Here is a 17,319-nt window from a genome sequence, read left to right on the forward strand (position 1 = left end):
CGAGCAGTGCGCACACGGCCGACAGCCTTCCTGTTCGTCCTGACGGTCTCTCACAGGACTCTCACAGCCGACCGTGACCGAACTGCGCGGCGTTTGTGACCGGATGATGACCGTTTCGCTGCGGTCGGCGTCACAAGAGAGAGGACGAGCTTTTCCACCGAATGCGGAACCTAAAGTCGCCTCGTTCGCATCTCCTTTTGCGGACGTCATCGCCATCACTACTCGAAGGGGCCCTTCGTTGAGCCGTATACGCCGCACCGCCATGGCGGGCACCGCACTTCTGGCCGCCTCGCTCACCGCCTGTTCGGGCGGGAGCGACGGTGGCGGCGACGACAAGGGCAAGACCGAGCCGAAGCCGAAGGCGGCCATGGCCGTCTCGGTGAACCTCACGGGCGATCAGGTCAAGGCGGGCCAGCCGGTGACGGTGACCGTCGCCGAGGGCAAGTTGGCCCAGGTGAAGGTGACCGACGCCAAGGGCGCGGAGCTGCCGGGGAAGATATCCGACGACGGGAAGACCTGGACCTCGGAGCGCAACGCCCCGCCCGGCGCGGAGTACAAGGTCGAGGCGCAGAACACCGACAGCCAGAGCGCCAGTGCCCAGTTCAAGACCAGCGCCGCCGACAAGGTGAACAAGGTCACGATCAACGTCTCCAAGGGCAGCACGGTGGGCGTGGCGATGCCCGTGTCGCTCGTCTTCGACAACCCGGTGACGAACAAGGCCGAGGTGGAGAAGCAGCTCAAGGTCACCACCTCGGACAACACCGAGGGCTCCTGGGGCTGGATCAAGGACTACGACGGCAAGGACCGCATCGACTGGCGGCCCAAGGGCTACTGGAAGTCCGGCACGGACGTGAAGGTCGACATGAAGCTGAACGGGGTGGACTCGGGCAAGGGCGGCGGACTGTTCGCCCGGGACTACAACACCGAGTTCAAGATCGGCAAGGACCGCCGGGTCCAGGTCAGCCTCGACACGAAGAAGATGTCGATCACCCAGGACGGCCAGCCGCTCAGGACCATCCCCATCTCGGCCGGCACTCCCGGCGGCAAGAAGGCCTCCTGGTCCGGGAAGATGGTGATCATGTCGAAGGAGGGCACCATCCGGATGGACTCCCAGACGGTGGGCCTGGACAACGCCTACAACAAGATGGTCGATTACTCGATGCGGCTCACCTGGTCCGGCATGTACGCGCACGCCGCCCCGTGGAACGAGGGCAACTTCGGCCGCGCCAACAGCAGCTCCGGCTGCGTGGGCATGAGCGACGCCAACGCCAAGGAGTTCTTCGGGGAGTCCCAGATCGGCGACGCCTTCGAGGTGATCGGCGAGGGCTCGAAGGGCAACGCGGACATCGGCAACGGCTACGGCGAGTGGAACCTGACGTGGGACCAGTGGAAGGCCAAGAGCGCCCTGTCCGGCACCCCGCAGAACGGCTGACGGCCGGACCGCAGTTGGCCCTCCGCCGCTGGTCCACCCCGATCACCCAATCGTTACCGGCACGTAACTTACCCACGGGTTACTTTCGGTAAGGCGCTCCCGTTACCGTCGGGTCACTTTGATGACCCGGCGTACGCGCGAGGAGCGAGAGATGCGACGCACCGGCACCGCCGCAGCCGTGACGACCCTGCTGGCAGCAACCGCCCTGGGCCTGGCCCCGCACCAGGCCCAGGCGGCTCCCGCCACCACCGTGGCGGCCGCCACCGACGCCTCCTCGCAGATCCGCTTCCACGACATCCCGGGCTCCGGCGGAATCACCCTCAAGGGCAACGTCTTCACCCCGGCCGGAGCCACGAGCGGCCGGACCTACCCGCTGATCGTGCTGCCCACCAGCTGGGGCCTGCCGCAGACCGAATACCTCGCCCAGGCCAAGAAGCTCGCCGACTCCGGTTACGTCGTGGTCAGTTACACCTCCCGCGGCTTCTGGCTCTCCGGCGGCACCATCGAGGTGGCCGGCCCGCCGGACATCGCCGACGTCAGCGCCGTCATCGACTGGGCCCTCGCCCATTCCCCCGCCGACGCGGACCGCATCGGCCTGGGCGGGGTCTCGTACGCCGCCGGCATCACGCTGCTGGCCTCCGCGCACGACCCGCGCGTCAAGGCCGTGGTCGCGATGAGCGGCTGGGCCGACCTCATCGAATCCATCTACTCCGGCCGCACCCAGCACCTCCAGGCCGCCGCGATGCTCGGCGCCGCCGGGTACCTCACCGGCCGCCCCGGACCCGAACTCAAGACGCTCCTCGGCAACTTCCTCGGCTCCCGGCTGGACCAGGAGCAGCAGATGATCGAGTGGGGCAGGAAGCGTTCGGCCTCCGAGCAGGTGGACCGGATCAACGCCAACGGCGCCGCGATCATGCTCGGCAACGCCTGGGGCGACACCGTCTTCCCGCCCAACCAGTACGCGAAGTTCTACGAACGGCTGACCGGCCCCAAGCGCCTGGAGTTCCGGCCCGGGGACCACGCCACGGCCGAGGGCACCGGCCTGCTGGGGCTGCCCAACGACACCTGGACCAACGCGCACCGCTGGTTCGACCGCTACCTCAAGGGCGAGCACAACGGCATCGACACCGAGGCCCCGGTGCAGATCAAGTCCCGTAGCGACAACGGGTACGAGGGCTACGCCGACTGGAAATCGGTCGGCTCCGGGGGCACCGAGGAGCTGGCGCTCTCCGACAGCGAGCACCTCTTCGCCAATGTCGACACCGGAGCCAACGGTGGCGTCCTCCTCCTCTCCAGCGCCCTCGACCAGTTCGTGAAGGCGCCCCCGATCGCCTCCGTCCCGCTCCTCCCCCGGGCCTTCGCGGCCGTCTGGCAGTCGCAGCGCTACGACGGGGCGCGCCGGATCCGCGGCACCGCGAAGCTGCACACCACCGTCACCCCCACCAAGGGCGACGGCACCTTCGTCGCGTACCTCTACGACGTCGGCCCGCTCGGCATCGGCAAGCTCGTCAGCAACGCCCCGTACACCTTTCACGGGAAGGCTCCCGGCCGGGCCTTCGGCGTGGACCTGGAGCTGTTCTCCACCGCCTACGACGTACCGGCCGGCCACCGGCTCGCCCTGGTCATCGACACCGTCGACCCGCTCTACATCGAGCACAACCCCGTGGGCGCACAACTGACCTTCTCCTCGCCGCGCACCGATCCCAGCTACGTGTCGGTGCCGCTGCGCGAGCAGTGACCGTCAGTGCTTGAGGATCTTGGAGAGGAAGTCCTTGGCCCGGTCGCTCTCCGGGGCGGTGAAGAACTGCTCCGGGGTGCGGTCCTCGATGATCTGCCCGTCGGCCATGAAGACCACGCGGTTCGCGGCGGAGCGGGCGAAGCCCATCTCGTGGGTGACCACGACCATGGTCATGCCCTCGCGGGCGAGCTGCCGCATGACCTCCAGCACCTCGTTGATCATCTCCGGGTCGAGGGCGGAGGTGGGCTCGTCGAAGAGCAGGGCCTTGGGGTCCATGGCGAGGGCGCGGGCGATCGCCACCCGCTGCTGCTGACCGCCGGAGAGCTGGGCCGGGAACTTCTCGGCCTGGTCGGCCAGGCCCACCCGCTCCAGGATCTCCCGGGAGCGTCGGTCCGCCTCGCCCCGTTTGCGGCCGCGGACCTTGACCTGCGCGAGCGAGACGTTGGCGAGGACGGTCTTGTGCGCGAACAGGTTGAAGGACTGGAAGACCATCCCCACCTCGGCGCGCAGCCGGGCCAGCTCCTTGCCCTCGGCGGGCAGTGCCTCCCCGTCGATCCGGATCGTGCCCGACTCGACGGTCTCCAGTCGGTTGATCGCCCGGCACAGGGTGGACTTCCCGGAGCCAGAGGGGCCGATGACCACCACCACCTCCCCGCGGCCGACGGTGAGGTTGATGTCCCGCAGTACGTGCAGCGCACCGAAGTGCTTGTTGACGTCCCGCAGCTCGATCAACGGTTCTACGGTCATGTGCTGCCCTGCCCACGTGTCGGAGTCGGTATCGGTTTCGGCCCCGGTCCGGGCCCCGGTATCGGTCGCGGTATCGGTGGCCGTGCGCCGGGGTCAGCGCAAACTATCCGGCTGCGGAAGGGCACTTCGCACGGGAGGGGCGGCGACACGCCGGGGCGTCAGCCCTCGGAGGCCTCGGCGAATGCCTGGCTGAGCTCGGGGGATCCGGTCATCGCCCAGGACAGGCCCGACTCGATCACGTTCAGCTCGCGACCCGAGGCCAGCCGGATCACCGGCTGGCCGTTGGGCCACACCCGCCACGCGGCCCCCGGAACGGTCCGGATGATCACGGTCCCGAGGTAGAAGCCGGCGTCGTTGCCGAGCCAGGGCACCGCCTCGGGGTCCCGCCGCCAGCGCGGCATCAGCTGGTCCAGGGCTTCCAACGAGTCCCGGCTCTCGTCGAGTTCCAGTCCGGCCGCCCTCGCCTGGACGCGCAGCATCTCGCACTCCGAGAACAACTCGGCGACGCCCTCGGGGTCGTCCGCGAGGGCGTCGCCGAGTCCCGTGCCCTGTTCCGTTTCGCTTCGGTTCAGCCAGTTGCCCAGGAAAGGGATGTTCATACCGCCCAGCGTCGCACCAGGATCCGCCGCTGACCACAGGGCGCGCCTGGATCCGTCGGCCCGGATGGCACCGGCTACCGGCTACCGGCTACCGGCACCCGCCTACCGGAAGAGGTCCAGGTCCACGACGACGGGAGCATGGTCGGACGCGCCCTTGCCCTTGCGCTCCTCGCGGTCGACGTAGGAGTCGGTGACGGCCTTGGTGAAGGACTCGTTCCCGTAGACCAGGTCGATGCGCATGCCCTTGTTCTTGGGGAAGGCGAGCATCCGGTAGTCCCAGAAGGTGTAGGGACGGTCGTACTTCAGCGCACGCGGGAACACGTCCGAGAGCCCTGCGGCGCGCAGCGCCTCCAGGGCGGCCCGCTCGGCGGGGGTCACATGGGTGAGGCCCGCGAAGACGGCCGGGTCGTAGACGTCCTCGTCGGTCGGGGCCACGTTGAAGTCGCCGAGCACCGCGAACGGCCTCGGACCGGCCGCATCGGCGGCCACGGCCGTGGTCAGGGCGCGGAACCAGTCCAGCTTGTATCCGTAGTGGTCGTGCTCGACCTCGCGCCCGTTGGGCACGTACACCGACCAGACCCGGACCCCGCCGCAGGTGGCGGAGATCGCGCGGGGCTCCTGGACTCCCTCGTAGTCGGGCCCGCCGGGCAGTCCGAGGACCACGTCCTCCAGGCCGACCTTGGAGAGCAGGGCCACGCCGTTCCAGCGGCCGGTGGCATTGACCGCCGACTCGTAGCCCAGCTCGCGCAGCGCGTCGTGGGGGAACTGCTCCGCCGAGCACTTGGTCTCCTGGATGCACAGGACATCCGTGCCGGAGCTCTCCAGCCAGGCCAGCAGGCGCGGCAGCCGGGCGGTGATGGAGTTGACGTTGAAGGTGGCGATACGCATACGTGCCAACCTACCGCCCGGCACCGACAGTCACAGTTCGGCGGAGTCCCCCGCGGTGAGTCGCCCGTGGTCGGTGCCTCCGAGGGCGTTCAGGGCGTTGTCGTAGATCGGCCGGGCGATGTCGGAGAGGTAGGCGTCGTGGATGTCCAGGGCCCGGCGCGGCTTGACCTCGCGGAGGTAGTCGATCACCTCGGAGACCTTGTTCCAGGGGGCGTGCACCGGGACCATCAGGGTCTCGACGGGGACGCCGGGCACGGTCAGCGCGTCCCCGGGGTGGAAGAGGGAACCTTCGACGAGGTAGCCGACGTTCGTGACGCGCGGGATGTCCGGGTGGATCACGGCGTGCAGCTCCCCGTGGACCTGGACCTCGAACCCGGCCGCGGTGAAGGCGTCGCCGTGACCGACGGTGTGCACCCGGCCCGGATAGGCGGGGGCGAGCTTCTCGGCGACACTGCGCAGGGTCCACAGTTCCACGGCCGGATCGGCGTCGAGGGCGGCCCGCAGCCGACCCTCCTCGAAGTGGTCGGGGTGTTCGTGCGTGACCAGCAGGGCGTCCGCCCCCCGTCCCGCGTCCGGTTCGCTGAAGGCGCCCGGGTCGATGACGAGCGTGCGCCCGTCCTTCTCCAACTGGACGCAGGAATGCAGCCGCTTGGTGAGCTTCATGATCCCAGGCTAGCGGGCGCCGGGGCGGGTCACGGGGTGGTGGAGGAGACGACGTAGACCTTGGAGACCTTGGGGTCGGTGAGGTCGACGGTGATGTCCCGGGTGGGTCGCGGGTCGTCCTGTTCGAGGGTGGTACCCAGCCACGGGGTCTGCGGCTTCCAGTCCCAGCCGGCGATCGACGTGTCGTGCGCGGAGACCGAGACCCCGGGGGTCAGGTCTTCCCGGCTGATGCCGAGGGAGGACAGGAAGCCGTCCAGTTCCGGCGGGGTGACCGCGAACTGGACGTACAGCCGGCTGGTGCGCCAGTTGTTCGTCTCCAGGAACCCGACGCGCCAGGCCTTGTCCGGGACGGGGACCTCGTAGATGCTGCGCTGCACCTTGGAGGGCCAGCCGGGACGCACCGTGGACGCGCCGACCTTGGCGGCCTTGTCGCGGCCGCTCTCACGGCTCTGCTGGGTGGAGATCGCCAGGTAGCCCGCGGGTACGCCGACCAGGAGCAGGATGATGATCGCGGTGATCCAGCGGCGCTTGACGACGTGCCTGCGGTCCTCGACGGCGGGCGTCGGGGTGCCTTCGGCGTCGGGGGCGGAGGCCTGGTGGGGCAGGGTGGGCGGGGTCACTGTTTTTCCTGGTCCTCGGGGACTGCGGGGTCGCGCCGGCCCAGCTGCTGGGCATAGCGCTCGTACCGCTCGTAGCGCTCCACCCGGCGGCGGGTGGCGCGGCGGAAGCGGCGGGCGACGAGCCGGGCGAGGTCGGCGGCGCCCACCATGCCCGCCTCGGGCCCGAGCTGGGCCTTGGCGATGCGGGCCTCGGGGCGGTAGCCGCGACCGGTGAGGTGGCGGCGGAAGGCGTCCCGGGCCGGGCCGATCAGCAGGTCGTCGGCGGCGCTGACGCCGCCGCCGATGACGAAGCAGGACGGGTCGAGGGCGGCGGCGAGGTTGGCGATGCCGACGCCCAGCCACTGGCCGATGTCCTGGAGCAGCTCGACGCACATGGCGTCGCCCTCGCGGGCCAGCTCGGTGATCAGCGGTCCGGTGATCTCGTGGACGTTGCCGCCGACCTTGGCGATGATGTTGTACGCGACCGGGGAGTCGGCGGCGGCCAGCTCGCGGGCCTCGCGGACCAGGGCGTTCCCGGAGCTGTACTGCTCCCAGCAGCCCCGGTTGCCGCAGGGGCAGCGGTGACCGCCGGGGACGACCTGCATGTGGCCGAATTCGCCCGCGACCCCGTACCGGCCGCGCTTGACCTGGCCGCCTTCGAGGATGGCCCCGCCGATGCCGGTGCCGAGCGTGATCATGACGAGGTGGTCCTCGCCGCGTCCGGCACCGAAGCGCCACTCGGCCCAGGCGGCGGTGTTGGCGTCGTTGTCGACCATGACCGGGACCGCGAGCCGGGACTGGAGCGCGTCGCGCAGGGGCTCGTCGCGCCAGGCCAGGTGTGGTGCGAACAGCACGCGGGAACGGTCGGCGTCGACCCAACCGGCCGCCCCGATGCCGACCGCGTGCACGTCGTGCCGGTCGGAGAGGTCCAGCACCAGCTCGACGATGGTGTCCTCGACGACCTTGGGGCTCTTGGACTTGTCCGGGGTCTCCGTGCGGATCTTCTCCAGGATGATCCCGTCGGCGTCGACGACGCCGGCCATCACCTTGGTGCCGCCGATGTCGATGCCGACCGTGGGGACGCGCGGGGCCGTCAGGTGCGACCGGCGCTCGCGGGTCCCGATGGTCCGCAGGACGGTGCCTCGCGCCGACCCCCGGTGGGTGAGCGTGAAGTCCCGGTACGTGCTCATCGAGTCGTGTCGTCCCTCTTGGGTGCGGTGGTTCGGGGCGTCCGGGCGGCCTCGTCGGCACGGCCGCTCCGACCGGCTGCGCCGTCCGTCTCGGCCGTGGCGCGTGGGGCGCCTTCCCCTGATTCTGCCACTCGCTCCAGTTCGTGGCTCAGTTCCTCCAGCTCGGAGCCGCCCGCCATCTGCTGGGTGAGCTCGTCGAGCGTGATCGAGTCGCGGGTGTGGCTGCCGGCCATGGTGCCCCGTTTGAGGAGGACGAAACGGTCCCCGACCAGGTACGCGTGGTGCGGGTTGTGGGTGATCAGGACCACTCCGAGGCCCGCGTCCCGGGCGGCGGCCACGTATTTGAGGACCACTCCGGACTGCTTGACGCCGAGGGCCGCGGTGGGCTCGTCGAGTACGAGGACCTTCGCCCCGAAGTACACGGCGCGGGCGATGGCCACGCACTGGCGCTCGCCACCGGACAGGGTGCCGATGGGCTGGTCCACGTCGCGCAGGTCGATGCCCATGCGCAGCAGCTCGGTACGGGTGGTCTCGCGCATGAGCTCCACGTCGAGGCGGCGGAAGGGGCCGCGGCCCTTGGTGGGCTCGGAGCCGAGGAAGAAGTTCCGCCAGACGGGCATGAGCGGGACGACGGCGAGGTCCTGGTAGACGGTGGCGATGCCGTGGTCCAGGGCCGCCCGCGGGTTGGCGAGCACGGTCTCCTCCCCCTCGATCTCGAAGGTGCCGGCGTCGTGCCGGTGCAGCCCCGCGATGATCTTGATGAGGGTGGACTTGCCGGCGCCGTTGTCGCCGAGGACACAGGTGATCTCGCCCGCCGAGACCTCCAGGGAGACCCCCTGGAGGGCGCGGATGTTCCCGTAGAACTTGCTGACGTCGGTCAGCTTCACCAGGGCGGTGCCCGCTCCGGGAGCGGCCGCGGGCTGCTCGGTCCTGTCGGTCGTACTCACTTGCTCGCCTCCGCCCGCTTGCGGACCCATGCGTTGAGCAGCGTGGCCAGCAGGAGCATCGCGCCGAGGAAGAACTTGAACCAGTCCGGGTTCCACTGGGCGTACACGATGCCGTTGCTGGTCATGCCGAAGATGAAGGCGCCGACCGCCGAGCCGATGGCGGAGCCGTAGCCGCCGGTCATCAGGCAGCCGCCGATGACGGCCGCGATGATGTAGAGGAACTCGTTGCCCACGCCCTCGCCCGACTGGACCACGTCGAACGAGAAGAGGATGTGCTGTCCGGAGATCCAGGCGCACAGGGCGACGCCCATGTAGAGGCCGATGCGGGTCTTCACGACGGGCACGCCGGTGGCGCGGGCCGCGTCGGCCCCGCCGCCCACGGCGAAGATCCAGTTCCCTGCGCGGGTGCGCAGCAGGATCCAGGTGGCGACGGCGACGATGGCCAGCCACCACAGGATGGTGACCTTGAGGGTGACCGAGCCGATGGTCCACTGCGAGGCGAAGAGGGCGCGGGCGGAGGGGAAGCCCTCCATGTCGGCGATGGTCTTGGTGGAGACCGTGCCCGTGATCAGCTTGGTGAAGCCGAGGTTCAGGCCGGTCAGCATCAGGAAGGTGCCGAGCGTGATGATGAAGCTGGGCAGCTTCGTACGGGTCAGCATGAACCCGTTGAAGAAGCCGATGGCCAGGGTGACCAGCAGGGACACGCCGACGCCGACCCAGACGTTGGCGGTCATCTGGTAGCTGAACATCGAGCTGACCAGCGCCGAGGTCGTGACCATGACGCCGGCGGAGAGGTCGAACTCGCCGCCGATCATCAGCAGGGCCACCGGGGCCGCCATGATCCCGATGGTGGAGGCCGAGTAGAGGATCGTGCTGAGGCTGGAGGCCTGTAGGAAGGTGGGGGCGGCGATGGAGAAGAAGACGAAGACGGCGACGGCGCCGACCACCGAGCCCAGCTCGGGGCGGGCGAGCAGCTTGCGCAGGGTGGAGGTGGGGGCGAGCCGTTCGTCGCGCCCGTCGGCGGGTGCGGCCGCGCTCATCGGCTGCCCCGCTTGATGTACTCCTCCAGCTTGCCCGCCTCGTCGGCGGTCACGATCTGCGGTCCGGTGAGCACGGGGCGGCCGCCGCCGAGCACGTTGGCGTTGTAGCGGTAGAGCCAGAGCAGGTCGATGGCCTCGTAGCCCTGTAGGTAGGGCTGCTGGTCGACGGCGAAGCCGAGGGCTCCGGACTTCAGGTCGCGGGCGACCGATTCGTTGAGGTCGAAGGTGTCCACCTCGGCCTTGCTGCCGGCCGCCTCCTTCGCCTTGACCGCGGTGGGCGCGAAGGGTGCGCCGAGGGTGACGATGGCGTCGACGGAGGGGTCGGCCTGCAGCTGGGCCTGGATCGCCGCCTGGACGGAGGGCATGTTGGTGCCCTCGACGTACAGGTTCTCCATCGTCCCGGAGAAGGTCTTCTTCGCGCCGGCGCAGCGCTGCTCGTGGCCGACGTTGCCCTGCTCGTGCAGGACGCAGACGGCCTTCTTCCGACCCCGCTTGTTCAGCTCGGTGCCGACGGCCTCGCCCGCGATCTCCTCGTCCTGGCCGATGTGGGTCAGCGCCCCGTACGCGGCGGACTGTGCGGAGCCGGAGTTGACCGTGATCACCGGGATGCCGGCCTTGACGGCCTTGCCGAGGACGTCCTTGAGGGCCTCGGGCTTGGCCAGGCTGACGACGATCCCGTCGACCTTCTGGTCGATGGCGTTCTGCACGAACTGCGCCTGCTGCTGCGCCTGGTCGTCATGGGCGTAGACGAAGTTGATGTTGTCCTTCGCCGCGGCCTCCTTGGCGCCCTTCTGCACGATGTCCCAGAAGGTGTCGCCGTCGCCCGCGTGCGTGATCATCGCGAAGGTCCAGCGCGGGGTGGAGACGGCCGGCCGGCCCGCCGCGGCGGCCTTCGCCCGCTCCTCGGCGCGCTTGCCGCCCGTACTGCTGCAGCCCGCGAGCGAGGCCCCCAGTACCGCCGCGAGCACGGCGCCCACGACGCGTACCCCTGTCCGAACCCTAGCCACGTCGCCGCGCCCTTCCCTCGTCACCAATTCGGTCCGTCGTCGAGCCGGTCGTCGGTCCGGTCGTCGGTCCGGCCGTCCGTCCGGCCGGCCGGCCGTCGAGCCGGTCATCAATCCGGTCATTCCGGCTCCATTCCGGTCCAGCCGTTCAGTATCCGCCACAGTCGACCATGAAGGGTCATCGGGGCACGCGCGGGCAGGTTGACATGCGCGGGCGGATTGACAGGTTCCGCCGACGGGGTCAGGTTGTGTGCATGCGCATCGGGCTCATCGGAACGGGCCGGATCGGGTCCTTCCACGCAGCGGCACTGGTCCGCCATCCGGAAGCCGGCTCGCTCCTGCTGGCGGACGCCGACCCCGGGCGGGCGGCGCGCCTCGCCGACCGGCTCGGGGCCACCGCCGCGCCCTCCGTGGAACAGGTCTTCACCTGGGGCGTGGACGCGGTGGTGGTGGCGTCGGCGACCGAGGCGCACGCGGACCTCGTCGTACGGGCGGTCCGCGGCGGGCTGCCGGTGTTCTGCGAGAAACCGCTGGCCCCGGACCTGAACCGGACCCTCGCCGCGCTGCGGGAGGTCTCGGCCTCGGGCGGACTGCTCCAGGTGGGCTTCATGCGCCGCTTCGACGCGGGCTACGGCACGGCCCGGGGGCTGGTCCGTTCGGGCGCCCTGGGGCGGCTGCACACCGTCCGGACGATGACGGCCGATCCTGCCCCGCCGGCCGCCGCGTACCTGGCGACCTCCGGCGGGCTGTACCGGGACTGCCTGGTGCACGACTTCGACATGGTCCGCTGGGTGACCGGGCGCGAGGTGGTCGAGGTGTACGCGACCGGGTCGGACGCGGGTCCGGCGCTGTTCCGGGAGACGGGCGACATCGACACGGCGGCCGCCGTGCTGACGCTGGACGACGGGACCCTGGTCACGGCGACCGGGACCCGGTGCAACGGCGCCGGGTACGACGTGCGGATGGAGCTGGCCGGGGAGCGGGACCAGGTCTCCGTCGGGCTGGACGACAGGACCCCGATCGCCTCCACCGAACCGCATGGCCCGCCCCCGGCGAGCAAGCCGTGGACGGGCTTCCTGGAACGTTTCGCCCCGGCCTACGAGGCGGAGCTGGCTGCCTTCGTCCAGCTGGTGCGGGGCGAAGGGCCGAACCCGTGCGACGGCCGGGAGGCGCTGGCGGCGTTCCGGATCGCGGCGGCCTGCGAAATCTCGCGCCGGGAGCGACGCCCGGTACGGCTGGAGGAGCTCCCGGACCTGCCGGCTCTGTAAGGGGGGCACGGGGCCACAGTACGGCCGATGATCAGCGTCGGCTGCGGCGCTTTCCGGACACGCTCAGGGGGTGGCGGGGGCGGTTCCGGGCGCGGGGGTCACGGCGCGCCGCCCCCAGGCGGTGCCGACGAGGACCAGGAGGGCTCCCGCGTAGCCGAGGAGCCCCGGCTCCTCACCGCCGATGGCGATGCCGGCGACGGCGGCCCACAGGGGTTCGGTGCCCAGCAGCAGGCTGACCCGGGAGGGCGAGGTGCGGCGCACGGCCCACATCTGCACGAAGAAGGCGAAGAGGGTGCAGAAGACGGAGAGGAACGCGAGCCCGGCCCACTCGGCGGCCCCGAAGTCCGCGGCGGCGGCCCAGGGAGTCGCGCCGGTGCCGGGCACGGCGGCCAGCAGTGCGAAGACGAGCACGGCGGCGCCGAGCTGCACGGTGGTCAGGGACAGCGAGTCGGCGTCCTGGACGGCCTCGATGCGGGCCATGAGCAGGACGTGCAGGGTCCGGGCGAGGGCGGCGCCGAGGATGAGCAGGTCCCCGAGGCTGGGCGCGGTGAAGCCGGCGCCCTGGGTGAGGAGCACGACCCCGGCGACGGAGAGGGCGGCCGCGCCGAGGAAACCGGCGGAGGGCGCCCGCTTCCTGACGGCCGCTTCGGCGAGCGGGGTGAAGATCATCGTCAGGCTGATGATCAGCCCGGCATTGGTGGCGGAGGTGTGGACGACCCCGTAGGTCTCCAGGAGGAAGATCCCGCCGAGTACGAGGCCCAGCAGTCCGGCGCCGCGCAGCTGGGCGGAGCTCAGGGCGCGCAGCCGCGCCCACCCGGCGACGACGAGCACGGGCAGCACGAGCGCGAACCGGAGCACGAGCACGGCGACGACGGTGTGGGTGGTGGTGATGCCCTTGGCCGCGAGGTAGCTGCCGCCCCAGACGACGGCGACGGCCAGTACGGGCAGATCGGCGAACCAGGCCCGGCGCGGGGCGGCTTCGAGGGCGGGCGAGATCACGGTCAACGGAGGTCTCCACGGCTCATCGGGGGTGGAGACGTCGGCGGCTCGCACGGGTGCGGGCACACCGTACCGGAGCCGATCATGCCGGGCGACCCCTTTCCTGGCCTGCGCCCCGGGACCCGTAGCATCGGGCCCATGGCTGATCTCTACGCCCTCGATCTGGCGTTCGACCTGCTCGACACCACGCCCGACGATGTGCTCGCGGAGGTGCGGCGCCAGCTGACGGGGGACGGACTGCTCTCGACCCGGGGCCCGGCGTGGCGGGTCGGCGGCATGCTCGTCGGCGAGTTCGCACCGACGGACCGCGGCGGCTGGGCGCTGACCGCCCGCCAGGAGGTCCACGAGGAGCAGCTCCCGGAGCTGGAGGACCTCCTGCTCCTCCTGGCCCCCCACGTCCGCCCGCCGGGCCCGGTCGGTCGCCTGCGCTTCTACGAACACGAGTCCCCGGACCTGCTGGTCCTGCGCGAGGGCCGCGTGGTCCAGCTGGCCCTGGACCCGCGGTAGCGGCATGGCCGGCAGCCGGGACGAACAGTACGACGGACCGCGCGCGGGCCTCTGCCCGGTGCGCGGCGCAGCTCGAGGTCAATCGCCGATCGTGCCGAAGGCAGCCCGCCCCGTCGGCCGGTAGGTGTGGACGGCGGTCCCGGCGGGTGTCGTGGCGGACTTCGTCATCTCATAGGCGGTCGGCAGCCCGCCGGTGGGGAACAGTCGGCGACCGGCCCCCAGCACCACGGGGAAGACCAGCAGGTTCAGCTCGTCCACGAGGTCCCGGGCCAGCAGCCACTGCGCGAGCTGCCCGCTGCCGTGCACCTGGAGCTCCCCGTCCAGCGCGTCCTTGACCCGGACGATCTCGCCCTGCAGGTGCTCCCCGTCGAGCACGGTGACCGGCCCCCAGGCCGGCTCCTTCAGCGTGGTCGACGCCACGTACTTGTGCAGCCGGTTCAGCTTGCCCGGGATCGGGTCGGCGGGGTCGTCGTGCTCCGGCCAGTACGAGGCGAAGATCTCGTACGTCTTGCGCCCGAGCAGGAACGCCCCGGCCCGCCCGAACACCTCGGTGACGAACTCCCCCATCCCCTCGTCGGCGAACGGCGCGACCCATCCCCCGTACTCGAACCCGCCACTGCGGTCCTCGTCGGGCCCCCCGGGCGCCTGCATCACGCCGTCCAGCGTCACGAAGGTGGTCAGTGTCAGCTTCCCCATGGCTCTGCGCTCCTCGCTCGATGGCCCCTACGGGTTCAGACTCCCGCCCCCGTCAGAACTCATCGCGCCGCCACGCACGACCGTTCGGTCCGTTCCGACTGACTGGAGGAAACGCCCGGCCGGGAGACCCTGGCCGACCGTGCGCGGCAGAGCGGGGCGGCCGACCTCATCGATGGACAAGCCTCCAAAACTCCGAAGGCCCCACTGCAACACCTCACAGTGGGGCCCTTCAGAAATGTTTCAGCCACGCAACCAAGCGGTCAGGGTTTCGACAGCGAGGCCAGCATCGTCCACCTCAACCATCGAGATGTCGGATTCTAGCAGAAATGGCAGTTGGCCATTTTCGCGCGAATCCAGTTGCATTTCCGCGCCACCTTCACGGGAAATGAACCACACGTTATCGTCATCGGCTGGCCAAGTAACTGACAGCCGCTCGACTCGAAGGTCAGAGAAAATCCCCCTCAGAGCAGCAAGCACTTCATCCAACGGACCTCCAGTAACATCAGACGGCCCCCACGAGATGTTTGCAGGCAACCAAGTGTCACATTCACGTGATTGTAGTTGAGCGGCGACCCTTCGCCCCTAATTGGCTCGGGTGCATAGTCCACGGTGCCACCAGCTGCGCGAATTTCCTCGGCCGTTGTTGCGCGAAGTTTGCCATGCGGAACGCCGGCACCCGCCTCAGAAACCGAGGTACCCATTGCGCCGGAGAAGCCTTCGCCAGCACCGGGCATCGGCCTCTCACCCCCGCGAACGATGACGAAGTCATCCGGCACCTGCCAGCCATTTTCATTGTGCACCAAGACCAGCGTCGACTCGGCAAGATCATAGTAGGCGTGCGCGCCGAGCGGCCGCCACGCACGTTTTCCCTGGTCAGTAAATTCCAGCCTGCCCGTGGGCGGGCCGCACGCTGGCCCGGCAGCTCGGGCAGGTCGTAGGCCTGACGTTCCATCAAACACCGTAGAAGCCCCGCCAGAAATAGAATCTGGCGGGGCTTCTGACGATCAGTCGGTTTCTTCAGATACCCGGTGCGCAAGATCTTCGTGTGCAGCCTCATGGGCTTGCCTCAGATCCGACCAAGCCGCAGACTCGTGCACGATCCTCTTCGCCTCAGGAAGTTCGCAGGAACCTACTGCCATTACGACCCTAATGCAGTCGATGACACTAAATCCCTCACTACGGAGATCGGTCAGGACAGACTCTAAAGTCTTCCCGTTTCGAACAAGCGGCACTTCACGGTGCAGTACTTCGCCAAGGCTCCGCGGCGCGACCATACCCAACCCCCTATTTCGCGTATCTACTCAGGTCAAGCGTCATATCCACCTGATGCCCAACATTCCCACTCAATCTTACAGCCGTGATACGGAGATGCGTGAACCCCTGCTGTGCGGCCGCCGGGGCAATCGTAGGTCTCAACTCTCTAAGAACTGCGGATGAGTCGAGAGCTCCACGCGCCATGTCACCCGTCCCGTAGACGGCCACGTCAGACAAGTGCAACTTCGTTCCATCGATTTTCACGCCTGCCAGCATTTCGACGTCACCCTTAGCGGTCGGCATCGTGTGGTAGAAGGTGTCACCACCTCGGAAATCGCCAACTCCGCAAAGTCCATTCGAATTATGGACCAGCAGCGGAGTATCCCCCGCCAGCACATAGTACGTGTGGAGGTCGGAAACCGTCAGGTTGTACGTCGCCTGGTCCGCACGGTAGGAATGCGTTCGCGAAACCGTGACCGCGCGCCCGTCGTCCGCCCGCAGGGTCATTCCGGCCTTAAGGTCACCCGCATCGACCCAGGCACCTGCAGATATCGACCAGAACGGGTGGTGCGCTGTTGTCGTGATGACAGGTTCGGCTTCTCCGGCTCCGATCGTCAGGTCGACGTATTCCTTGTCATCCTTCGTCAGGATCTCGGCGGTGACCGTTTTCGGCGTGGTCTCTCCCGTCACCGGGTCCGTGGCGAGAACCTTTTCGCCGACTTCGACGTCGTCGATCTCCTTGGTGGTGCCGTCAGCCATCAGGACGAGCGTGTCTTCGGTGAAGCTGTTGTGGCGCAGACAGGCGATGGCCACATCGACGGCGTCGTGCACCACCGCTCCGGTGACCGCCCTGCCCGCCGTTGCCGCTTTCGCGGCCCTGCCGATGAAACTTCCGGCGATCGTGATCGTCACGTCCACCGCGGCCATTCCGCAGTTCTTGTTCCAGCCCGGGTCCTTGATGCACTCCCAGGTGTTTCGGATCCCCAGCGCCTCCATCCAGTCGCCACTGGGACTCGTCAGGCCGATTCTGTTCGCCGCGTCGCAGAAGTCTTGCCTGTCTCTGGCGCCGGTGGATGAGCAGTGCCCGTTCGCCCAGCGCCTCAGGTTCTCCTGGTAGGTCCGGGTGGGCCAGAAGCCCTGCCTGAGGAGTTCCTCCTCGGTGGGAAGGGGCTTTCCTGCGAGGACCAGCTTGACGGTGCTCTTGGTACCGCTCTTGGCGTCGCCCTTCGCGTTGCCCTTGGAGCCCCCGCCGCCCGAGACCCGCTGCCGTTCCACCTCGGGGTCGTTCTCCTCCTTGTAGTCCCCGTAGGTGCCGTTGGTACCTGCGCAGTAGTTCGGGAAGCAGCTTTCGAGCCCGGTGGGGTCCATCTGGTTGACCGGGTCGCCGTTCGCGTACACGTACCCGTTCATCTGCATCGGGTTGGTGATGTCGATGACCGGGTCGACGCTGATGAACCGGCCGTTCGCGGGTTCGTACTCGCGGGCGCCGATGTGCGTGAGACGGGTGGCGCTGTCGTCCGTGCCCGTCCCCAGGAAGTCGCGCTGGCCCGCCCAGTTCCCGACCTGGGCGCCCCGGGGGTTGCCGTAGGGGTCGGCCTTGCGGTGGGTGACCTTCTGGCCCGCGGCCTGTTCCACCATGGTGGTGGCGGTCCCCTGGCGGTCGCTCAACAGGACGGTCAGGGCGTGGCCGGTGGTCTTGCCCTTGGTCTGACGGACGGTGGTAGTGGCTCCGACGCCGGTGTAGTAAC

Annotated in this window: 17 protein-coding genes; 4 read left to right on the forward strand and 13 right to left on the reverse strand. The window is 69.3% G+C overall.

Annotation, left to right across the window (positions count from 1 at the left end; all coding sequences use genetic code 11):
• Positions 1-262: 262 nt before the first annotated feature.
• The gene (locus tag ACIQK6_RS08395) at positions 263-1,432 is read left to right on the forward strand and encodes an Ig-like domain-containing protein (RefSeq protein WP_402694669.1); all 1,170 of its coding nucleotides are present in this window, start codon (positions 263-265) and stop codon (positions 1,430-1,432) included.
• Positions 1,433-1,583: 151 nt separating this feature from the next.
• Positions 1,584-3,170 (forward strand): CocE/NonD family hydrolase, encoded by a 1,587-nt coding sequence (locus ACIQK6_RS08400; RefSeq protein ID WP_329097733.1) that lies wholly within the window; start codon positions 1,584-1,586, stop codon positions 3,168-3,170.
• A 3-nt stretch (positions 3,171-3,173) separates the two neighbouring features.
• Here ACIQK6_RS08400 and ACIQK6_RS08405 read toward each other — a convergent pair whose 3' ends face one another.
• From ACIQK6_RS08405 to ACIQK6_RS08445, 9 genes are all read right to left on the reverse strand, one after another.
• A complete protein-coding gene (locus ACIQK6_RS08405) occupies positions 3,174-3,917 on the reverse strand; it encodes an amino acid ABC transporter ATP-binding protein (protein WP_329097735.1) in 744 nt (247 codons plus the stop codon).
• 158 nt (positions 3,918-4,075) lie between these two features.
• Positions 4,076-4,516 carry a DUF6278 family protein gene (locus ACIQK6_RS08410; protein ID WP_329097737.1) on the reverse strand — a complete coding sequence of 147 codons (441 nt, stop codon included), beginning with the start codon at positions 4,514-4,516 and terminating at the stop codon, positions 4,076-4,078.
• A 102-nt stretch (positions 4,517-4,618) separates the two neighbouring features.
• Positions 4,619-5,404: an exodeoxyribonuclease III gene (locus ACIQK6_RS08415; protein ID WP_402694551.1), complete on the reverse strand. Its 786-nt coding sequence runs from the start codon at positions 5,402-5,404 to the stop codon at positions 4,619-4,621.
• A 30-nt stretch (positions 5,405-5,434) separates the two neighbouring features.
• Positions 5,435-6,067, reverse strand: a complete 633-nt coding sequence (locus tag ACIQK6_RS08420) for an MBL fold metallo-hydrolase (protein WP_329097740.1) — start codon at positions 6,065-6,067, stop codon at positions 5,435-5,437.
• Between the two features lie 29 nt (positions 6,068-6,096).
• Complete coding sequence (locus ACIQK6_RS08425; RefSeq protein ID WP_329097741.1) at positions 6,097-6,687, reverse strand: hypothetical protein; 591 nt, start codon at positions 6,685-6,687, stop codon at positions 6,097-6,099.
• Positions 6,684-7,856: an ROK family glucokinase gene (locus ACIQK6_RS08430; protein WP_329097742.1), complete on the reverse strand. Its 1,173-nt coding sequence runs from the start codon at positions 7,854-7,856 to the stop codon at positions 6,684-6,686. The genes ACIQK6_RS08425 and ACIQK6_RS08430 overlap by 4 nt, the downstream gene beginning before the upstream one ends.
• On the reverse strand, positions 7,853-8,833 hold the full coding sequence (locus ACIQK6_RS08435) for an ATP-binding cassette domain-containing protein (protein ID WP_402694552.1): 981 nt from the start codon (positions 8,831-8,833) through the stop codon (positions 7,853-7,855). The genes ACIQK6_RS08430 and ACIQK6_RS08435 overlap by 4 nt, the downstream gene beginning before the upstream one ends.
• Positions 8,800-9,843, reverse strand: a complete 1,044-nt coding sequence (locus ACIQK6_RS08440; RefSeq protein WP_402694553.1) for an ABC transporter permease — start codon at positions 9,841-9,843, stop codon at positions 8,800-8,802. The genes ACIQK6_RS08435 and ACIQK6_RS08440 overlap by 34 nt, the downstream gene beginning before the upstream one ends.
• Complete coding sequence (locus ACIQK6_RS08445) at positions 9,840-10,820, reverse strand: substrate-binding domain-containing protein (RefSeq protein WP_329097748.1); 981 nt, start codon at positions 10,818-10,820, stop codon at positions 9,840-9,842. Before ACIQK6_RS08445 ends, ACIQK6_RS08440 begins: the two co-directional genes overlap by 4 nt.
• 281 nt (positions 10,821-11,101) lie before the next feature.
• On the opposite strand from ACIQK6_RS08445, the gene ACIQK6_RS08450 reads away from it, so the two are divergent.
• Entirely contained in the window at positions 11,102-12,115 is a 1,014-nt protein-coding gene (locus ACIQK6_RS08450; RefSeq protein WP_329097750.1) for a Gfo/Idh/MocA family oxidoreductase, read from the forward strand.
• A 63-nt stretch (positions 12,116-12,178) separates the two neighbouring features.
• On the opposite strand, the gene ACIQK6_RS08455 is transcribed toward ACIQK6_RS08450, so the two are convergent.
• A complete protein-coding gene (locus ACIQK6_RS08455; RefSeq protein ID WP_329097752.1) occupies positions 12,179-13,120 on the reverse strand; it encodes a DMT family transporter in 942 nt (313 codons plus the stop codon).
• Between the two features lie 132 nt (positions 13,121-13,252).
• On the opposite strand from ACIQK6_RS08455, the gene ACIQK6_RS08460 reads away from it, so the two are divergent.
• Entirely contained in the window at positions 13,253-13,621 is a 369-nt protein-coding gene (locus ACIQK6_RS08460) for a hypothetical protein (RefSeq protein ID WP_329097754.1), read from the forward strand.
• Positions 13,622-13,699: 78 nt separating this feature from the next.
• Here ACIQK6_RS08460 and ACIQK6_RS08465 read toward each other — a convergent pair whose 3' ends face one another.
• From ACIQK6_RS08465 to ACIQK6_RS08475, 3 genes are all read right to left on the reverse strand, one after another.
• Positions 13,700-14,317: a dihydrofolate reductase family protein gene (locus tag ACIQK6_RS08465; RefSeq protein ID WP_329097757.1), complete on the reverse strand. Its 618-nt coding sequence runs from the start codon at positions 14,315-14,317 to the stop codon at positions 13,700-13,702.
• A gap of 240 nt (positions 14,318-14,557) precedes the next feature.
• On the reverse strand, positions 14,558-14,803 hold the full coding sequence (locus ACIQK6_RS08470; protein WP_329097759.1) for a hypothetical protein: 246 nt from the start codon (positions 14,801-14,803) through the stop codon (positions 14,558-14,560).
• Positions 14,804-15,601: 798 nt separating this feature from the next.
• Positions 15,602-17,239: a polymorphic toxin-type HINT domain-containing protein gene (locus ACIQK6_RS08475; RefSeq protein ID WP_402694554.1), complete on the reverse strand. Its 1,638-nt coding sequence runs from the start codon at positions 17,237-17,239 to the stop codon at positions 15,602-15,604.
• Positions 17,240-17,319: the final 80 nt, after the last annotated feature.

It is taken from the genome of Streptomyces sp. NPDC091682 (assembly GCF_044756625.1).
In the GTDB taxonomy this organism is placed as follows: Bacteria; Actinomycetota; Actinomycetes; order Streptomycetales; family Streptomycetaceae; genus Streptomyces.

Bases quoted from the DNA above. Each gene is read 5' to 3' on its own strand.
- ACIQK6_RS08395 (WP_402694669.1), top strand. From the start codon at position 263: ATGGCGGGCACCGCACTTCTGGCCGCCTCGCTCACCGCCTGTTCGGGC.
- ACIQK6_RS08400 (WP_329097733.1), top strand. From the start codon at position 1,584: ATGCGACGCACCGGCACCGCCGCAGCCGTGACGACCCTGCTGGCAGCA.
- ACIQK6_RS08405 (WP_329097735.1), bottom strand. From the start codon at position 3,917: ATGACCGTAGAACCGTTGATCGAGCTGCGGGACGTCAACAAGCACTTC.
- ACIQK6_RS08410 (WP_329097737.1), bottom strand. From the start codon at position 4,516: ATGAACATCCCTTTCCTGGGCAACTGGCTGAACCGAAGCGAAACGGAA.
- ACIQK6_RS08415 (WP_402694551.1), bottom strand. From the start codon at position 5,404: ATGCGTATCGCCACCTTCAACGTCAACTCCATCACCGCCCGGCTGCCG.
- ACIQK6_RS08420 (WP_329097740.1), bottom strand. From the start codon at position 6,067: ATGAAGCTCACCAAGCGGCTGCATTCCTGCGTCCAGTTGGAGAAGGAC.
- ACIQK6_RS08430 (WP_329097742.1), bottom strand. From the start codon at position 7,856: ATGAGCACGTACCGGGACTTCACGCTCACCCACCGGGGGTCGGCGCGA.
- ACIQK6_RS08435 (WP_402694552.1), bottom strand. From the start codon at position 8,833: ATGGGTCCGCAAGCGGGCGGAGGCGAGCAAGTGAGTACGACCGACAGG.
- ACIQK6_RS08440 (WP_402694553.1), bottom strand. From the start codon at position 9,843: ATGAGCGCGGCCGCACCCGCCGACGGGCGCGACGAACGGCTCGCCCCC.
- ACIQK6_RS08450 (WP_329097750.1), top strand. From the start codon at position 11,102: ATGCGCATCGGGCTCATCGGAACGGGCCGGATCGGGTCCTTCCACGCA.
- ACIQK6_RS08460 (WP_329097754.1), top strand. From the start codon at position 13,253: ATGGCTGATCTCTACGCCCTCGATCTGGCGTTCGACCTGCTCGACACC.
- ACIQK6_RS08465 (WP_329097757.1), bottom strand. From the start codon at position 14,317: ATGGGGAAGCTGACACTGACCACCTTCGTGACGCTGGACGGCGTGATG.